This window comes from Streptomyces oryzae, assembly GCF_017676365.1.
In the GTDB taxonomy this organism is placed as follows: domain Bacteria; phylum Actinomycetota; class Actinomycetes; order Streptomycetales; family Streptomycetaceae; genus Streptomyces; species Streptomyces oryzae.
Genome location: NZ_JADKMA010000045.1, coordinates 24,534 through 41,084, shown reverse-complemented (window position 1 = coordinate 41,084; position 16,551 = coordinate 24,534). Strand labels below are relative to the sequence as shown.

Here is a 16,551-nt window from a genome sequence, read left to right as displayed (position 1 = left end):
CCCCCTCCTCCCCCTCCCCTCCCGCTGTCACAGCGCCGCCAGGCCCTTGGCGGTGGTTGCCGTGGCGCCGAGCACGGCGAGGGAGGTCGTCGCGGCACGGGCCCACCGAACCGGGATGCGCCGGGTCAGCCAGTGACCGGCGGCGGAGCCGGCCGCCAGCGCGGCCAACGCGGTCAGGGCGGCCGGCAAAGCGAGGTCGGGCACCCCGCCCTTCGCGGCGAGGGACGCGGCGTTGAGAACGGCGAAGTAGAGCTGCATCGAGCCCACGAACTCCCGGTGCTCCCAGTCGGTCGATACCGCGTAGAGCGTGATGGCAGGCCCTCCCACGCCTGCCGACGCATTCATGAAGCCCGACATCCCGCCCGCGACGACGGCGCCGCGCCCGCCACGCAGTACCCGCGCTCTCGGCACGAAACTGACGGTCAGCAGGGCGACGACGATGACCGTGCCGACGAGCACCATCAGGACAGCCGTGTTGAGGTGGTGCGCGATCCAGGCGCCCGGGACGACCATGACCAGGGCCGGCAGGGACAGCAGGACCACCTTGCGGACGGCCACGTCCCGCCAGGTGAAGCAGAGGACGAGGAGATTGGTCAGCAGGCTCAGCGCGTTGGCGAGAAGCACACCGTGGAACGGGCCGAGAAGCAGGACCAGGAACGGCGAGGCGACCAGCGCGAAGCCGAGGCCGGTCACCCGCTGTGCCGCCGCGCCGCCCAGTACCGCCGTGGCGAGGAGGAGCAGCCCGGGCCCTGACATGCTCACAGGCCGACAGCGAGGTAATGCACGTCGGTGTACTCCTCCAGGCCGAGCTCGGCGCCCTCGCGGCCGAGTCCGGACTGCTTGACCCCTCCCAGCGGGGCGAACGCCGCGGACGGCAGTGCGTCGTTGACGCCGGTGATCCCGGTTTCGAGCCGCTCGGCGAATCGCCAGGCCCGGCCGAGATCGCGTGACCAGACATAGCCGGCCAGCCCCAGATCGGTCGCGTTCGCGCGCCGCAGTGCTTCTTCGGCGTCGGTGACCCGGAAGACGGCCGCAGCCGGCCCGAACACCTCCTGGCAGCCGAGCGCCGCCGTTTCGGGTACGTCCGTCAGCAGGGCGGGCTGGACCCAGTGGCCGGCCGTGGGGAGGGCGCGCTCGCGGGTGAGCCGCTTCGCGCCTGCCGCGAGGGCTTCGTCGACCATGCTGTTCACGGCCTGCACGCGCCCGGCGTCGATGACCGGCCCGATGTCGGGCACCGGATCGGCCAGTCCGTCGCCGAGGGTGAGCGCGTCGGTCCGCTCGACGAGCCTGCCGACGAACTCGTCGTACACGCCGTCCTGGACGATGAACCGGTTGGCGGCGATGCAGGACTGGCCGGTGTTGCGGAACTTCGCGATCAGAGCGCCCTCGACGGCGGCCTCGATGTCCGCGTCGTCGAGCACGACGAAGGCTCCGTCGCCGCCGAGTTCGAGGAGGGGCCGCACCACGCGGCGCGACGCCTGCCGCATGATCAGCCGGCCGACCTCGGTGGAGCCGGTGAAGGACACGATCCGCACCGCGGGATGCTCCAGGAGGGCGGAGCTGAGCTCGGCAGCCGGCCCGTGCACCAGGTTGAGGACGCCCCGCGGGAGACCGGCATCGGTGAAGCACCGGATCAGCTCGGTCACCGCCAGCGGCGCCTTCTCCGACACCCGGGCCACCACCGTGCACCCGGCGGCGAGCGCCGGGGCGAGCTTGCGGGCCTGGATCGAGCAGGGGAAGTTCCACGGGGTCAGGGCTGCGACGACCCCTGCGGCCCGGCGCAGGGTGAGGTGGCGCTTGCCGGGCGCCTCGTGCGGGACGACCGCACCGGTGGGGCGGCGTGCCTGCTCGGCGAACCAGCGGACGTACTCGGCCGAGAAGGCGATCTCGGCGCGTGCTTCGGGCAGCCGCTTGCCCGCCTCGCGGGCGAGCAGCAGCGCGAGGTCGGCTGCGCGTTCGCTGATCAGGGCCGCCGCGGCGAGGAGGATATCGGCGCGCTGCCGTGCGGGGGTCTCGCTCCATGGCGCGAAGGCGCGGGCGGCGGCGTCTGCTGCCGCCCGCGCGTCGTCGGCCGTTCCGAAGCGCACCTCGCCGACGAGGCTGCCGTCGGCCGGATCGGTGACCTCGTACGGTGTGCCGTCCGCGCGCCACTCGCCGTCGATGAGCATGGCCGCGGTGGCCGGTTCCGTCTTCCGTCGCACGTGTGTGTCCGTCACGTTCACTGCTCCTGGCTCCTTCTGCCGGCTCGCGCCGCGGTCTTGTTGCGGAAACGGGAAGGGGGTGCCCCGGTCGGCCGTCCGCGGGCTGCGGGTTGTGCGTGGTTGCTCGTGCAGTTCCCCGTGCCGCTGGCGGGGCGCGGGGAACTGCGCCGCGAAGCCTGGGCAGTCGGCTCACCCGCAGGCCGGTCAGTCATGGCGTACGACGCCGCTCACGAATCCGTCACCCGCGCTGCCCTGCGCCGTCGGCGACTCCAGGTCGATACGCCTGCGTACTCCGTCGAAGTCCAGGAGCTCGACCGTCGCGGGTGCGTCGCCGAACGCCTCCAGCCGCCATGGCCGGGTCAGCAGGTCGTCGGAGCACCGCACGCTCGCGTCGACGTCGACTCGTGGCAGCACCGCGCCGTCCCGGACGAGTACCGGCATGTGCTCCAGCGCCACCAGCTGCTCCGCCCACCCGGGTCCCTCGTGCAGCTCGCCGGTGACCAGGTCGCGCCAGCGTCCGGCGGGCACCCGGAAGCGGCGGCGCACCGGCGCTTCGCCGTCGTCGAAGACCGGCACCACCATCACGTCGCGTCCGAGCAGGAACTGCCCGTCGACACCTGCGGCGGACGGGTCCTCGTCGGCCATCGCCGGCGGGCGCATCATGGGCAGGCCCTGGGCTGCGGCCTCGTGTGCGACCTGCCAGAGGTACGGCAGCAGGGAGTAGCGCAGCCGCACCCAGTCCCGGGCGATGCGCAGGGCGCGCTCGCCGAAGGTCCACGGCTCCCGGGGCCGTAGTCCGTGTGCGCGCATCAGCGGGGAGAGCGCGCCGAGTTGCGTCCACCGGACGTAGAGCGCCGGGGTGAGCTCGGGGCCGAAGAAGCCGCCGATGTCATGGCTCCACAGGCCCGGTGCCGAGACGGCGTAGGAGAGACCGCCTCGCACCGTGGCCTGCATGCCGGCGACGGTCGATTCGGCGTCGCCGCCCCACTGTCCGGGATAGCGCTGTGAGCCGGCCCAGCCGCTGCGTCCCCACACGAGCGGGGCCCGGCCGGTGCAGTGGGCGATGGCTTCGCTGACGGCACCGTTGTAGCGCAGGGGGTAGAGGTTGTGGGCGTGCTGGGGCGGTGTGCCGTCCTGTTGTGCCACGCCGTCGGGCAGGGCCTCGCCGAAGTCGGTCTTGAAGACCGCGACGCCGTCGGCGAGGAATTCCTCGTGCAGCGACTGCCACCACTGCCGCGCCTCGGGGTTGCTGAAGTCGAGCAGGGCGCGGGGCCGCCCGTCGGGCGTGGGCGTCTTACGGATCGTCGCCAGGCTGCCGTCGGTGTGCCGGACGAGGTAGCCCCGCGACTCGGCCTCGGCGAACCGCGGTGAGGCCGGGTCGAGGTAGGGCAGCTCCCATACCGACAGGCGGATGCCGCGCTCGGCCAGTGCCGCGACGAACTCCCGGCGGTCGCCGAAGCGTTCGGTGTTCCATATGAAGTCGCAGTTGAGCCGGTCGACCACGAGCCAGTCGGGGTCGAGGTGCAGCACATCGCACGGCACCTGGTGTGCCCGCATCCGGTCCGCGACCTCGACCATCTCCTCCCGCGAGTGGTAGCGGCAGCGGCCCATCCAGTAGCCGAAGGCCCACAGCGGGGGGACGGGAGGGCGGCCGGTCAGTGCGGTGTATCCCGTGAGCCGGCCGGCGAGCGTCGGCGCGACGACGACGTACAGGTCGAGAGCGTCGTCGGCGAGGGTCAGTCCGAGGACGGAGGGGCGTGTGTGACCGACGTCGGCTGTCGTGACGGCACCGGTGTTGAGGAACCCCGCGTATCCGGCGGTCGAGTGCCAGACGGGCACCGGTTTGTAGGCCAGTCCGGTGCCGGTGCCCAGCGCGTCCTCGCTGCGCAGGACGAGCCGCTGGCCGTTTTTCACCAGCCGGGAGAACTGTTCGCCGAAACCGGTGATGTCCTCCTCCGCCGCGAGTTCGAGATGGAGGGAGGTGCCGTGTTCGTCGCGGAGTAGGGCAGGTGCCATGGCCAGGCCCGCCGCCTGCCGCAGCCGCTCGGCTGTGCGCAGTACGGTCCCGCCCGTTTCGGCGTTCTCGACCACGAGCCCGAACGGGCGTCGGCGGATCCGGACCCGGACCTGCCCGGTGCCGACGAGCACCTCGTCCGGGTTCTCTTCGAGGGTCACCGCGACCGGCTCGGGGCGCGGGTCGACGACGATGCCGAGCCCGGTGCCGTCGTCGTCGAGGGTCCGGTGCCCGTCGGGGCCCAGCACGATCCGGACGGTGCCCGCGGCGACCGCCTGGATGCGCAGCACCAGGTGCTGCTCGTCCAGCGGAGGGAACGCGAGGTCGGGGAGGTTCGGCAAGGTGGTTTCGATCCCCTGCTCCAGGGGCGGCTCGCCGGTGATCCAGCCGGGCATGACCCCGACGGTGACCGCGGGCAGTGCGACGAGGTCGAGTTCGGCGCCGTCGGGGGTCCGGCGTACTGCGGCTACGCGTCGGACGATGAACTGCTCGCCCATGATGGTGCTATCCCTTCACCGAGCCGGCGGTCATGCCGGCTACGAAGTAGCGCTGGAGGAAGACGTAGGCGATGACGATCGGTGCGGAGGCGATGACGACTCCGGTGAACAGCAGCGGGTAGTTCGTCAGGTACTCGCCCTGGAAGTTGAGCAGGGCCAGCGGGAGGGTCCTCTTCGACGGGTCGTGGATGAACAGAAGGGGGTAGAGCAGGTCGTTCCACTGGATGACGAAGAGGAAGATGGCGGTGGCCGCGAGCGAGGGCAACGAGACGGGGAGGACGATGGAGAGGTAGGTGCGCCACGGGTTCGCCCCGTCGACGGAGCCCGCCTCGTACAGCTCGCGGGGCAGTGTGCGCATGAACCCGGTCATGATGAAGATCGCGACCGGCATGGTGGCGACGATCTCGATGAGGATCAGCCCTGTGAGGCTGTCGAGCAGGCCGAGCCGCTGGAACAGAACGTACTGCGGAATCATGTTGGCCTGGGCCGGGACAGCCATTCCGAGTACCAGGAAGCCGTAGATCAGCCAGCCGAGCCTGCCCGGGATACGGGCCAGCCCGTAGGAGGCGAGGCTGCCGATGAGCAGGGTGAGGAGGACCGCGCTTCCGGTGACGATGACGCTGTTGGCGAAGGAGTGTCCCATGCTGGCGTCGGTCAGCACGGTGCGGAAGTTGCCGGGGGCGAGGTCCGAGGGCAGGCCGAACGGCGAACTGAACAGCTGCTTGGTCGTCTTGAACGTGCCGGTGACGACGACGATCAGGGGCACTGCCACGAGAAGGGCGTAGATGCCGAGGATGACGCGTCTGCTGAGGCTGGTCACGACGTCTCCTCCTTCCTCAGACGCGCTGGGTCAGCTTCACGGCACGCCGCTGGAGCACGCTGACGAGGGCGATGATGAGCATGAACACGATCGATTCCGCTGCTGCGTAGCCGAACTGGGAGTTGGTGAAGGTCGCGTAGATCCGGGTGGAGAGGATGTCCAGCGAGCCTTTGGGCGGGTTGCCGCCCAGGCCGAGGATCAGGTCGAACGCCTTGAACGACTGGATGGTCGTGTAGGCGATGACGATGGCCGTGGTGGGCGCGATCATCGGCCAGGTGACGAAGCGGAAGCGCTGCCAGCGGCCGGCTCCGTCGAGGTCGGCGGACTCGTACAGCTCCCTCGGTATCTGCTGCAGACCCGCGATGTAGATCACCATCAGCTGTCCGGTGTGGGCCCACACCTGGGTGAGGGCCACCCAGTAGATCGCCGCGCTCTCGTTGCCGAGGAAGGCGCTCTGCAGCCCGTGGAGTCCGACCGTGTCCAGGGCCTGGTTGATCAGCCCGAAGTTCGGGTCGTACATGAACTTCCATACGAAGGCGACCGACACCGAGGAGAGGATGGCCGGGAGGAAGTACAGCGCCCGCAGGGCGGAGGTGGCCCTGGAGTTGCGTTGCAGCAGCAGGGCGAGCAGCAGGGACAGGCCGGTCTGCAGCACGACGACCACGAGGAGGAACTTCAGGCTGTTCGTGGTGGCGTTGTGGAAGAGATCGTCGTTGGTGGCCATCGTGCCGAAGTTGCCGAGGCCGACGCTGTTGAAAGCGGCGCTGAGCCCGTCCCAGTCGGTGACGGCGTACTGGAATGCCTGTGCCGTCGGCAGTGCGAAGAAGACGATGTAGAGCGCGACGGCCGGCAACGGGAAGAGCCACAGCGCGGGGTGCGTGCGGGTGGCGCCCCGGCGCGGCCGCACTCCGGGCCGGGGGTGCCGAGCCGGGCTGTGTGTGGCCCGCGGAGTGTCGGCGCTGATCCTCTTGCTCAGCATGTGTGTGGTCATGGGGCCCTACTTGCTGCGCTTCTGATCGACCACGTGCTGGGCCTTCTCCGCTGCCTGTTCGGGCGACGTGCCGCCCACGACCGCCGTGCACGCCCCCTCGACGGCGGCGCGGATGTCGAGATCGTTGAACTGGAAGCGGGGCGCGGGCAGTGTCTTCTTCTCGAGCCAGGGAGCGATGGCCCGCAGGTCCGGGTCGGTGTACTCCACGCCCTTGACGGACACGTGCTGCTTGGTGCCGTTCGCGTACCGGCCGGCGACCCGCGGAGTCGAGAGGAACTCCACGAAGGTCACCGCGGCCTGCTGGTGCTCGGAGCGGGAGTTGACCCCGAGGATGAACGTGGCGTTGTACGTCCCCGCGTAGCGCGCCTTGTCCGCGGCCGTGGTGATCGGCGAGAGCAGGTCGATGTCGAAGCGCGCGCCCAGCTTGCGTACCGCCGCGATGTCGTAGGAGCCGGTCGCGAGCATGGCCGCCTTGCCACTGGCGAAGATCTGCTGGCACGGCTCGACCGCGGTGCCCGTCGCCTTGCGCTGGAAGTAGGGGCGCAGCTGGGCGTACTGCTTGAGGGTCTTGAGGAACCAGTCGTCCGTGCACCGGTACGTACCCGCTTCGATCTTGGTGCACATGTCGTCGGACGGGGCGTTGTTCATCACCATGGAGTTGAACAGCTGGCCGGCGTTGCCCGGTTCGCCGCCGGGCCACGCGATGGGCACCAGTCCCTGGGACTTGAGCCGGTCGCACAAGGACAGGAAGGAGTCCCAGTCCTCCGGGGCCTTTCCGTGGGACGCCTTGTCCACGACCTCCTTGTTGACGATCGGCATGTTGAAGACGACCTGGTAGGGGAAGCCGAGCTGCTTTCCCCCGGATCTGCCGTCCGCGATGTACTTCGGGTCGAAGCGCGAGCGCCACCCCTGGTCGGACAGGTCGGTGAACAGACCGGCCTTGGCCATGTCCACGAACTGGGCGCCGCGGAAGGCGGTGAAGACGTCCCCCACCGAGCCGCCGCGGATGCGTTGCAGCGCGGAGGACTGGTAGTCGTTGGACGGGGAGATGTCCTGCCGCACGTCGGCTGAGGGGTGGGCCTTGCCGAACGAGTCGGCGATCTTCTTGAAGACCTCCTTGTCCTCGGCACGCCAGTGGGCGAAGGAGATTCCCCCGTCCACCTTGGCACCGGATGCGGCCGGCGAGGGCGCAGCGGACGAGGCTCCGCCTCCGCCCGAGCCGGCTCCCGGCCCGGCACAGGCCGCCGCGAACAGTCCGGCACCCGTGGAGCCCAGCAGCTGCACCACACGGCGGCGGTTCAGGGGTGTACCGACAGCGTCGTTGCTCATCGTTCCTCCTAGTGGTCGTGGCCCGTCGGTCACCACTCGACGACGGGGATGCCGCAGGCTCCGGCCGCGGCCCGCAGGCCGGGCCGTACATCGGTCCAGGCGAGGACGGTGTGGTGCGGGAAGCCGCCGGTGACCAGGCCGTGGACGAAGCCCTCGGCGTCGGCGTCGAGCCGGACGGCCGCGGTGTTTCCCTGGAAGCGGTTGGGCTCCGGCAGTGAGGTGCCGGAAGCGATCAGCAGGCGCAGCCGCGTCGCGTTGGACGGGTCGGGGTCCTCGGTGATCCGGGCCATCACGACCGGCCCGGTGCGCAGTGGGAAGTCGCCGGCGACGCCGATCTTGCGGTTGCAGTGGACCGACTGGGTCGCCGCCGCCGGGTCGGCGGCCAGCGCCGTCGCCGCGGAACCGCAGTGCCACAGCCGTACGAGGTTGCGCTCCGCGTCCAGGTCGACGGTGTCGACGAGGTACGTCGTTCCGCTGCCGAGCGCCTCCAGCAGCAGCATGGTCACCGTGCCGTGGACGTCGCGCTCGCACGCCGTGGGTACGCCTTCGTCGGCCAGGCGGGAGAGCGCCGAGCACGGGCAGGCGCCCAGCTGGGTCGGGAACTCCGGCCAGCACCGCACGGCGACGCCGGCCAGCACCTGGGCCGCGCTCCAGTCCCGCAGCGCGCTCGTCACCGCCGCGAAGGTCGCGGCCTGGTCCGGGTCCAGACCGAGCAGCGAGGGCCGTGCCCTGGTGGCCGCGGCGAGCTCCTTCTCGACGGCTTCCGGCGGTACGCCCAGGGTGCGGGTGAAGGCGTCCTCGACCTCGATGCGTTCGACCTCGATGCCGAAGACGTCCCGCAGCAGATCCGCGTCGTACTCGCTCGGAGTGAAGCCGGAGGGCGCGTCCCCGACCACTCCGATCCGCTTGCCCCGCAAGGCCTCCAGCGCCTGGCGCACCCGCGGCTCGGGGGCGGGCGGCCGAACGGGATCCGGCAGCGGCGGGGCCGTCGGCAGTTCGCCGCCCAGTGCCGCTCGCAGGGTCTCCCGGACCGCGGCCTCCTCGGGGTCGCCGTGGAGCAGCCGCACGGAGCCGCCCTCGCGGACCAGCGCATGCCCGAACAGGTTGGCCCCGCAGAGGGAGTTGAGCCAGAGCCGGTCGCCGACCGGACCCGGCTCGCGGAAGGACCACAGCAGAACCGGCCGGTCAAGGCCGGCGTAGAGGCGCAGGGCCGCTGACGCGTCGGAGAACGACGCACAGACATGGACGACCAGATCGGCACGAGGGTCCACGAACTCCGCGGCCGCCTCCGTGTCGTCGGGGGTCAGCACGAGACCGTCAGGTCCCGACACCTCGGCCCCCAGCTCTTCGAGGAGTGTGCGCGCCGCTCGCGCCCGCTCGCTGGCCGCGTCCAGGTCGAAGGTGGGCCGGGCGGTACAGACCACGACCGCGCGAGGCGTTCCCATCACCACTCCCCCGCGATCCGGTCGACGACCTCGCACAGCCGCCGCAGCCGCGCCACGGCGTCCCGGCCGAGCGAGGCCCGCACGTCGTCGGCGGCCAGGCAGGCGCGCCAGACGGCCCGGCCGGCCAGGAAGCCCGAGGCCCCCTCCCGCATGGCCAGTTCCACGGCACGCGGAAACACCTCGTCCGCGACCCCGGAGGACAGCACGACCCACGGTGAGGCGACAGCCTCGGTGATCTCCGCGCAGCCGCGCCGGATCCCGGCCTCGTCTCCCTCGCCGTGCCGGGGCACCTCCGCCTTGTAGAGGTCGGCGCCGAGGTCCCCGAGTTCACGCGCCGCGGCGAGTACGCCGGCGTCCCAGTCCCATGGGCGCGCGTCACGGGGAGCGCGGGAGACCGGCTCGATGATGCTGATGAGCCGCGCGCCGCGGGCGCGGGAGACGAACGTGCGCACCATGTCGACCCGCCGCTGCGGATCTTCGTCGGGCCGCCACACGACGAGCAGCTTCGCCGCGACGGCGCCTGCCGCGGCGTAGTGCTCCAGGTCCACGTCGGCGTCGATGACCGCGTCGGTGACAAGCTCGTCGGCTCCGGGTACGAAGCGGTCGCCGGCGGCGATGAGTCCGCAGCCGGGGTACACGGCGCCCTGCTCCAGTGCCTGGTCGAGAACGAACTGCTTGTCGAGGAGGACGGCGGACGCGTACGGCGTGAGCGTGCGTATCGCGTCGAGCTTGAAGGCGGTGACCTCGGCGTCCTGGACAGCCCGTCCGCGCTGGTCTGCCATCATCGCCCGCAGGGCCTCGCGTTGGTCGACGGCGAGCATGGCGAACGCGCCGGAGGGGCGCCTGAGCGCGGAGAGGTCACGGCTGCCGGTACCGGAGGACGGGCGTACGGGATGGGGCACGGTTTGCACTCCTGGTGAAGGACGGGCGCCGCTCAGGGGCGGGCGGCGGAAACGGCGGCGGAGAGGAAGGCGGTGGTTTCCCGGTGGGTCGGGATGTGCGAACGCCCGTCGAGACCGCGGCAGGACAGCGCCGCGACCGCGTTGGCGTACTCCAGGCACCGGACGAGCGGCTCTCCGCGGACGACGGCGGTGAGCAGCGCACCGTGGAAGACGTCTCCGGCTCCGAGGGTCGATACGAGGTCGACAGGCAGACCCGGCGCGCTCGCACGCCGCCCGTCGGCGGTCAGGGCGACCGAACCCCGGGCTCCGCGGGTGGCGACGACGCAGTCCGCACCGTCGCCGACGGCACGGGCCAGAGCGGTTTCGAGGTCCGCGGTTCCGTACCGGGCCGTGAGCGAGGCATCGGTCGGCACGTCCAGGGCGACACCGCGCGGGTGATAGCCCGGTATCGGGTTGCCCGCATCCACGGAGAGCCGGGGACGGTGGTCGGTCCCTTCGCTGCCAGGGCCGGCCGGGAAACCGCTGACCGCGGGCCAGCCGAGGTGGTCCACGTGCACCCACGAGGCCGTCCGGACGAGTTCCACGGCCGGCGACCTCGCGGGCAGCACAGGTTCGGGAACCCGCCGGGTGCAGATCGCGCGGGTGCCCCGGGAGCGGTCGACGAGGACCACGCTGGCGCCGGTCGGCCGGGAGGGGACCCGCACCACACCGCTGACGCCGACCCCTTCTTCGGCCAGGCTCGCGACCGCCCGGTCTCCGTCCTCGTCGTCGCCCACGGCGCCGACGAAGTGGACGTCGGCGAGGCCGAGCCGGGCTGCCGCGACAGCTGCTGTCGCCGCGGGTCCACCGCCTGCCCGGACGAGGTCCTCGGCGATGTGTCGTTCGTCCGGTCCTGGCATGTGGTCGACCAGCGCGATCGTGTCGAGCGTTACTGCACCGACGAAGACCACCCGTTCTGGGGGCATGCTCTCTGCACCTCCCTGGGATCAGGTTGGTCGATAATCAACACCAGGTTGTTTGAAAGTCAACACTTCTGCGTAGACTGACTTCACCGCACCGTGCGAGCCACGAGGCGGACAGCGATGAGAAGGGGAGCAAAGTCGCGATGGATGAGGGACAGCGCACCGTCCGGCCGGAGACCGCTGCCGACGCCGCGGCGCACGAGCCGGCGCCCGGGACCGGAGCGGGCCCGGCATCCGACGCCGCGTCCGGTCAGGAGAACGCGGCGATGCGGTACACCCGTGCCGCCGGCCGGCGAGCCCACATCCTCGAGCGCGTCCAGGCCAGCGGGTTCGTCTCGGTCGCCGACCTGGTGGCCGATCTCGGCGTCTCGGATATGACGATCCGCCGTGACCTGCGGCGGCTTTCGGCCGACGGAGACGTCCGGGTCGTCCGTGGCGGCATCAGCCTCCCGCACGCCACCTTGCGTACCTCGGAGTTCATCTCCCGCGCACACTCCAGCGCCGAGGCGAAGAAGCGCATAGCGGCGCGAGCGGCGGAGCTCGTACACGAGGACGATGTCGTGGCGGTCGACGCGGGAACCACCACCTTCGGTGTCGTCGCCCACTTCCCGCCCGCCTTCACCGGCACCGTCGTCACCCACTCCGTGCCGGTCATCCAGCAGCTGCTCCACCTGCCCGGCGCACGCGTGGTGGGACTCGGCGGGGAGCTCTACCCTCCGAGCCAGGCCTTCGTCGGAGCGACCACCGTCGAGCAGGCCCAGCGCCTGCGTATGCGGCTGTTCTTCCTCGGTGCCGCAGCGGTCGACGAGCGCGGCGTCTACGTCGAGGCCGACGTGGAACGAGCCACCAAGCTCGCCCTCATGGAACCTGCCGACGAGGTCGTCCTTCTCGTCGATGCGGCGAAGTTCTCCAGCACGGCCCCCGTGCGGCTGTGCGGGCTCGACCGGCTGACATCGCTCGTCACCGACGAACGCCCTCCCGCGCGCGTGGCCCGGGAGCTCGAACGCCACGGCGTGCATGTGACGACGGCTGACTGACCGAGCGCCCGGCACCGGGCCTGAAGTGTCTGACGCCTCTCCCGTCGGCTGTGCCAGGCTTGCTCGGTCAGCGTGGGTGCCGGGCCGTACCCGGCCCGGTCGGCGGGGTGTTGGGCATGGCGGGACTGCTGGGGCGGGTGTTCGGCACTGTGGTCGGGGCGCTGCTGGTCTGGGCCGGACTGAGCATGGCGGACGGGCCGTACCAGGAGCGGGTGCACTATCCGCGTGCGCCCTGGTGCGAGGAACTGGATGGACAGAGGTCACCCCACGGCTGTCTGCGGCGCACGCAGGGCCGCGTCGTCGCGAAGGCACAGTTGGAGACCGGGCCGACCCTGCGTCTGCGGTGGGCCTCCGGCGCCGAGCAGACCTACCACCTGGAGGGGTCCTTCCCTCCCTGCCACGACGACGCGCGGCGCGGGTCCCGTGCCGACATGGTGATCTGGCACGGGAAGCTGATGCGCGTCACTGTGCGCGGCAGGACCTGTGAGGTGGGACCGAACGGCGGCTCGGCGCTGGTGCTGAGCCTGCTGCTGGCCTGGACGGGCCTCGGGCTGGCCCTGGCGTGCCTGCTGTGGCACGAGGGCCCCTGGGAGGGACGGGCGCTGACGGTGCGGTCCGCCGCCTGGGCCGGGCTGGGCCTGTGCGCCTACTTTCCGGGCATCCGGGTCCTCGCCGAGGAGGGTTCATGGTGGGTGTGGGCCCTGTGTCTCCCGCCGGGGCTGTTGTGTCTCGCCCTCCTCCTCGCGCCGCTGCATGCGAGCAAGTCGGCGTACTGAGCCCGGCCCCTCCCCCTCTGCTTCAGCGCGCTATGCCGGGCCGGGCAGCGCGCGTTCGAGGAGGACTTCCGCTGCCGCCCGCGCGTGCCGCCCGTAGTCCGCTTCGTCCAGCACCATCGCACGGCTGGCCGCTCCGTCGGCGAGGGTGACCAGTTGCTCGGCGAGAGCGGCCGGCTCGCGGCAGCCCAGCTCGGTCAACAGCGCGGTGACCGACCGGGCCATCAGCAGCTTCTGTTCGCGCGCATAGGAGTGGACCGCGCTCTGCGGGTCGGGGAACTCCGCAGCGGCGTCGATGAACGGGCAGCCGCGCACCGGGGCCGTGTCAGTGGCGGGTTCGTCGAACAGTGCGAGGATCCGTTCCCGCGGGGGGATGTCGTCGCGGCTCAGCACGCTCTCCAGGGTGGCGCCCGATGAGGCCAGGCCCTGCAAGTGGGCGATGACCAGGTCGTTCTTGGTCCGAAAGTGCGCATAGAGCGTGCGTTTGGACACCGGTGCCCGCTCCGCGACCTGCTCCATGCCTGTCGCGTTGATCCCCTGGGCGGCGAACAGCCGGGCGGCTGCGGCCAGGATGCGCTCCCGGCCGCCGCGTCCCTGCCGTTGGGACGCCGTAGTCGTCGTACTCACGGAGCAAAGTATACGTGAGCGTTTACTCCACCACAGGTGGACTGTTAAGGTCGGTCCCGCAAGTAAACGATTCCGTTTACCTGAATCGCCGCGGAGGAGTGTTCCATGTGTTCCACGAGCAGGCCGGTCACCACCGAGCTGAGCAGCAGTGCGGAGAAGCTGATACGCGGCCGCCACGCCACCCGGGCGTTCCGTACGGACGCCGTGCCCGGGGACACGATGCGCGCGATCTTCTCGCTGGCGGGCGCCGCGCCGTCCAACTCCAACGCGCAGCCGTGGCGGGTGGAGGTGGTGAGCGGCGCGAAGCGTGACCGCCTGGCCGATGCCCTGCAGGCCGCCCACGCCCGCCAGCAGACCACCGCGGACTTTCCGTACTCCGAGGAGATGTACGCGCGAGCGCACCAGACGCGCCGGGCCGCTTTCGGCGCCGCGTTGTACGGGACACTGGGCATCGGCCGTGACGACCACGCAGCACGTGCGGCCTACGACGCGGAGAGCCTGCGCTTCTACGGCGCGCCACATGCCGCGTTCCTCTTCGTCACCGGCGACGGCGGGGCGCGGCTGGCCGCGGATACCGGCGCCTACATGCAGACACTGCTGCTGGCCATGGCCGGGTACGGCGTCGACAGTTGCCCGCAGGGGCTGCTGAGTTTCTACGCGGACACCGTGCGGGAAGAACTCGGCGTCTGCGAGGGGAGACTGCTCGTGGGCGTCTCCTTCGGCTACGCCGATGAGACCGCGCCGGTGAACCGGCTCGTGACCGAGCGGGCCCCGCTCGAGACGACCACAACCTTCCACGGGTGAGCGCATGGCCATGCGGGCCGGTTCGGGCCGAGGCCGAGCTCGAGCACGAGAGGAAGTCGTGGAGCGGCTGCCGCCGGTAGCGCACCGGGCGCCCGAACCTGCGGCGGCCGTTCAACGCCGCCTCGGTAGAGGAGGAGTTCGCGCTCACCTCGTCCGGGTACGGCATCGCGCTCTTACCGCCGAGCGTGGCGCGTTCGTACGCCGGCCCGACCTCACCCGCCTTCCCGTCACCCCCGCACCAGGGTCACCCCGGCCGCCTCGCATCGTCCGGCCAGTTCCTCGGGCGCGTCCGCGTCCGTGACGAGCGTCCAGTCACCCGGCAGCCGGGCCCAGGCAGGCGCGTCGTGCACTTCGAGCTTGGTCGCGTCCGCCAGGACCACGACGCGGTGGGCCCGCGCCGCGACCCGCTCCTTGACGGCCGTCTCCGCCAGGGTCGGCTCCCCCACCCCGCGGTGCGGGTCGACCGCGTCGGCGCCGAGGAAGGCCACCTCGAACGACAGCCGTTCCAGCGCGAGGTCGGCCAGTGGTCCGACGAGGCCGTGGCTGAGCGGCCGGACGCTGCCGCCCAGCATCACCACCTCCACGCCGGGCGCGTCCGCGAGCACCTGCGCCGTCTCCAGGCCGCGGGTGACCACGAGGGCCTGGTGATCGTTCGGCTCCGACCACTCCTCGGCCAGCCGGCGGGCCAGCGCGGCGCAGGTCGTTCCCGCGTCGACGAAGACCGCGCCGGTCGTGGGCACCAGCGGCCGGGCCGCCTCCGCTATCGCGGCCTTCGCGCGCAGCCGCAGCCGGGCGCTCTCGGCGACCGGGCGCTCGTGGAACGCCTCCGGCACCACCGCACCGCCGTAGGTCCTGGCCACCTGCTGGTCCACGGTGAGCCGGCGCAGATCGCGGCGGACGGTCGAGGCCGAGACGTCCAGCGCGGCGGCGAGTTCGTCCACATGCGTGGTGCCCTCGCGCAGCAGGGCCAGCAGCGCCTTGTGCCGGGCGCGGGTGCCGCGGCGCGCGGCGGACGGCTCAGCCATAGGTGGCACGGATGGTCGGGGCGTACGGGCTGTAGTCGACGGCTGCCCGGTAGGCGGACAGCATGGTGGCGTGGTCGGCCCGGCCGCTGCCGGCGATGTCGAAGGCGGTGCCGTGGTCGACGGACGTACGCAGGATCGGCAGCCCCACGGTGACGGAGATGGTGCCGTCGAAGTCGTAGGTCTTGGCCGGGATATGGCCCTGGTCGTGGAAGTGTGAGAGCACTCCGTCGTAGCGGCCGGTCAGGCCCTGGTGGAAGACGGAGTCGGCGGGCACTGGGCCTGACACGTCCAGCCCGTCGGCGCGGGCCGCCTCGCAGGCGGGCGCGATGTGCTCGATCTCCTCGTCGCCGAACGCGCCGTTCTCACCGCCGTGCGGGTTGACGGCGGCGACGGCCAGCCGGGGCCGTTCGGTGCCGAAGACCCGCAGCGCGGTCAGCGCCTCGTCGATGGAGTTGCGCACCCGCTCCGCGGTCAGCTGGTCGAGGGCCTTGCGCAGTGCGACGTGCCGGGTGGTGAAGAAGATCCGCAGGTGGTGCCCGGCGACCGCGGTGTTGCGGACGACGAACATGGTGTCCTGGCGTGTGACGCTGGTCAGTTCGCCCAGCATCTCGGTGTGCCCGAGGTGCTTCGAGCCCGCCTCCCAGATCGCTTCCTTGTTGATCGGTCCTGTGACGATGCCGGCGACCTCGCCCGCCATGGCCGCACGGGTCGCGGTCTCGATCGCCGTGACGGCGGCGCGGCCCGCCCGGCCGTCGACGGTGCCCCAGTCGGGCAGGTCGGCGCCGAGCACTCCGGTGTCGAGTACGTCGATGACGCCGGGCCCGGCAGGTTCGGCCGAGAAGTCGGCGACCTCGCGGACCTCGGCCTCCACTCCGGCGGCGCGTACGCCGCGGCGCAGCGCCTCCGCGTCGCCCACGGCCACGCCGTGGTGGTCCGGCTCGCCGGCGACGGCTGCGAGGGTGCGAGCGGTGATCTCGGGTCCGATGCCGACGGGGTCGCCGAGGGTGACGGCGAGGACGGGACGGGCCACTGTGTTCCTCCAGGTGACTGGTGTGCGGTGTGCGGTGTGTTGCAGTGGGCGGTGTTGCGGTGTGTGGTCTTCCGGCAGGCGGCGTTCCGGTGTG

General features: G+C 71.5%; 15 protein-coding genes. 3 read left to right on the top strand and 12 right to left on the bottom strand.

Annotated features, from left to right (window positions below):
• Positions 1 to 27: 27 nt before the first annotated feature.
• The 9 genes from ITI46_RS11570 to ITI46_RS11530 form a co-directional block, all read right to left on the bottom strand.
• Positions 28 to 756 (bottom strand): TSUP family transporter, encoded by a 729-nt coding sequence (locus ITI46_RS11570; RefSeq protein ID WP_209239392.1) that lies wholly within the window; start codon positions 754 to 756, stop codon positions 28 to 30.
• Positions 757 to 758: 2 nt separating this feature from the next.
• Positions 759 to 2,216, bottom strand: a complete 1,458-nt coding sequence (locus tag ITI46_RS11565) for an NAD-dependent succinate-semialdehyde dehydrogenase (protein ID WP_209239391.1) — start codon at positions 2,214 to 2,216, stop codon at positions 759 to 761.
• 189 nt (positions 2,217 to 2,405) lie between these two features.
• Positions 2,406 to 4,712, bottom strand: coding sequence for a glycoside hydrolase family 31 protein (locus ITI46_RS11560; RefSeq protein ID WP_209239390.1), 2,307 nt, complete (start codon positions 4,710 to 4,712; stop codon positions 2,406 to 2,408).
• Between the two features lie 7 nt (positions 4,713 to 4,719).
• Positions 4,720 to 5,532, bottom strand: coding sequence for a carbohydrate ABC transporter permease (locus tag ITI46_RS11555; protein ID WP_209239389.1), 813 nt, complete (start codon positions 5,530 to 5,532; stop codon positions 4,720 to 4,722).
• Positions 5,533 to 5,548: 16 nt separating this feature from the next.
• Positions 5,549 to 6,523 carry a carbohydrate ABC transporter permease gene (locus ITI46_RS11550; protein WP_247745815.1) on the bottom strand — a complete coding sequence of 325 codons (975 nt, stop codon included), beginning with the start codon at positions 6,521 to 6,523 and terminating at the stop codon, positions 5,549 to 5,551.
• A gap of 6 nt (positions 6,524 to 6,529) precedes the next feature.
• A complete protein-coding gene (locus ITI46_RS11545) occupies positions 6,530 to 7,852 on the bottom strand; it encodes an ABC transporter substrate-binding protein (RefSeq protein ID WP_209239388.1) in 1,323 nt (440 codons plus the stop codon).
• 29 nt (positions 7,853 to 7,881) lie between these two features.
• Positions 7,882 to 9,297 carry a hypothetical protein gene (locus ITI46_RS11540; protein ID WP_209239387.1) on the bottom strand — a complete coding sequence of 472 codons (1,416 nt, stop codon included), beginning with the start codon at positions 9,295 to 9,297 and terminating at the stop codon, positions 7,882 to 7,884.
• A complete protein-coding gene (locus ITI46_RS11535; protein ID WP_209239386.1) occupies positions 9,297 to 10,199 on the bottom strand; it encodes a hypothetical protein in 903 nt (300 codons plus the stop codon). Before ITI46_RS11535 ends, ITI46_RS11540 begins: the two co-directional genes overlap by 1 nt.
• Positions 10,200 to 10,231: 32 nt before the next feature.
• On the bottom strand, positions 10,232 to 11,164 hold the full coding sequence (locus ITI46_RS11530) for a carbohydrate kinase family protein (protein ID WP_209239385.1): 933 nt from the start codon (positions 11,162 to 11,164) through the stop codon (positions 10,232 to 10,234).
• Positions 11,165 to 11,304: 140 nt separating this feature from the next.
• Here ITI46_RS11530 and ITI46_RS11525 point away from each other — a divergent pair, with 140 nt between their 5' ends.
• Together ITI46_RS11525 and ITI46_RS11520 are read left to right on the top strand one after the other, a co-directional pair.
• Positions 11,305 to 12,198 carry a DeoR/GlpR family DNA-binding transcription regulator gene (locus tag ITI46_RS11525; RefSeq protein WP_209239384.1) on the top strand — a complete coding sequence of 298 codons (894 nt, stop codon included), beginning with the start codon at positions 11,305 to 11,307 and terminating at the stop codon, positions 12,196 to 12,198.
• Positions 12,199 to 12,314: 116 nt separating this feature from the next.
• Positions 12,315 to 12,974, top strand: a complete 660-nt coding sequence (locus tag ITI46_RS11520) for a hypothetical protein (protein WP_209239383.1) — start codon at positions 12,315 to 12,317, stop codon at positions 12,972 to 12,974.
• Positions 12,975 to 13,004: 30 nt separating this feature from the next.
• Here ITI46_RS11520 and ITI46_RS11515 read toward each other — a convergent pair whose 3' ends face one another.
• Positions 13,005 to 13,598 (bottom strand): TetR/AcrR family transcriptional regulator, encoded by a 594-nt coding sequence (locus tag ITI46_RS11515; RefSeq protein ID WP_209239382.1) that lies wholly within the window; start codon positions 13,596 to 13,598, stop codon positions 13,005 to 13,007.
• 105 nt (positions 13,599 to 13,703) lie between these two features.
• Here ITI46_RS11515 and ITI46_RS11510 point away from each other — a divergent pair, with 105 nt between their 5' ends.
• On the top strand, positions 13,704 to 14,402 hold the full coding sequence (locus ITI46_RS11510) for a nitroreductase (RefSeq protein WP_209239381.1): 699 nt from the start codon (positions 13,704 to 13,706) through the stop codon (positions 14,400 to 14,402).
• A gap of 227 nt (positions 14,403 to 14,629) precedes the next feature.
• On the opposite strand, the gene ITI46_RS11505 is transcribed toward ITI46_RS11510, so the two are convergent.
• Both ITI46_RS11505 and pdxA read right to left on the bottom strand, forming a co-directional pair.
• Complete coding sequence (locus ITI46_RS11505; RefSeq protein ID WP_209239380.1) at positions 14,630 to 15,427, bottom strand: DeoR/GlpR family DNA-binding transcription regulator; 798 nt, start codon at positions 15,425 to 15,427, stop codon at positions 14,630 to 14,632.
• Positions 15,420 to 16,457 (bottom strand): 4-hydroxythreonine-4-phosphate dehydrogenase PdxA, encoded by a 1,038-nt coding sequence (pdxA, locus tag ITI46_RS11500; RefSeq protein ID WP_209239379.1) that lies wholly within the window; start codon positions 16,455 to 16,457, stop codon positions 15,420 to 15,422. The genes ITI46_RS11505 and pdxA overlap by 8 nt, the downstream gene beginning before the upstream one ends.
• Between the last annotated feature and the right edge of the window lie 94 nt (positions 16,458 to 16,551).

Coding starts and splice junctions, on each gene's coding strand:
- ITI46_RS11570 (WP_209239392.1), bottom strand. CDS start 756: ATGTCAGGGCCCGGGCTGCTCCTCCTCGCCACGGCGGTACTGGGCGGC.
- ITI46_RS11560 (WP_209239390.1), bottom strand. CDS start 4,712: ATGGGCGAGCAGTTCATCGTCCGACGCGTAGCCGCAGTACGCCGGACC.
- ITI46_RS11550 (WP_247745815.1), bottom strand. CDS start 6,523: ATGACCACACACATGCTGAGCAAGAGGATCAGCGCCGACACTCCGCGG.
- ITI46_RS11545 (WP_209239388.1), bottom strand. CDS start 7,852: ATGAGCAACGACGCTGTCGGTACACCCCTGAACCGCCGCCGTGTGGTG.
- ITI46_RS11540 (WP_209239387.1), bottom strand. CDS start 9,297: ATGGGAACGCCTCGCGCGGTCGTGGTCTGTACCGCCCGGCCCACCTTC.
- ITI46_RS11530 (WP_209239385.1), bottom strand. CDS start 11,164: ATGCCCCCAGAACGGGTGGTCTTCGTCGGTGCAGTAACGCTCGACACG.
- ITI46_RS11525 (WP_209239384.1), top strand. CDS start 11,305: ATGGATGAGGGACAGCGCACCGTCCGGCCGGAGACCGCTGCCGACGCC.
- ITI46_RS11520 (WP_209239383.1), top strand. CDS start 12,315: ATGGCGGGACTGCTGGGGCGGGTGTTCGGCACTGTGGTCGGGGCGCTG.
- ITI46_RS11510 (WP_209239381.1), top strand. CDS start 13,704: ATGTGTTCCACGAGCAGGCCGGTCACCACCGAGCTGAGCAGCAGTGCG.
- ITI46_RS11505 (WP_209239380.1), bottom strand. CDS start 15,427: ATGGCTGAGCCGTCCGCCGCGCGCCGCGGCACCCGCGCCCGGCACAAG.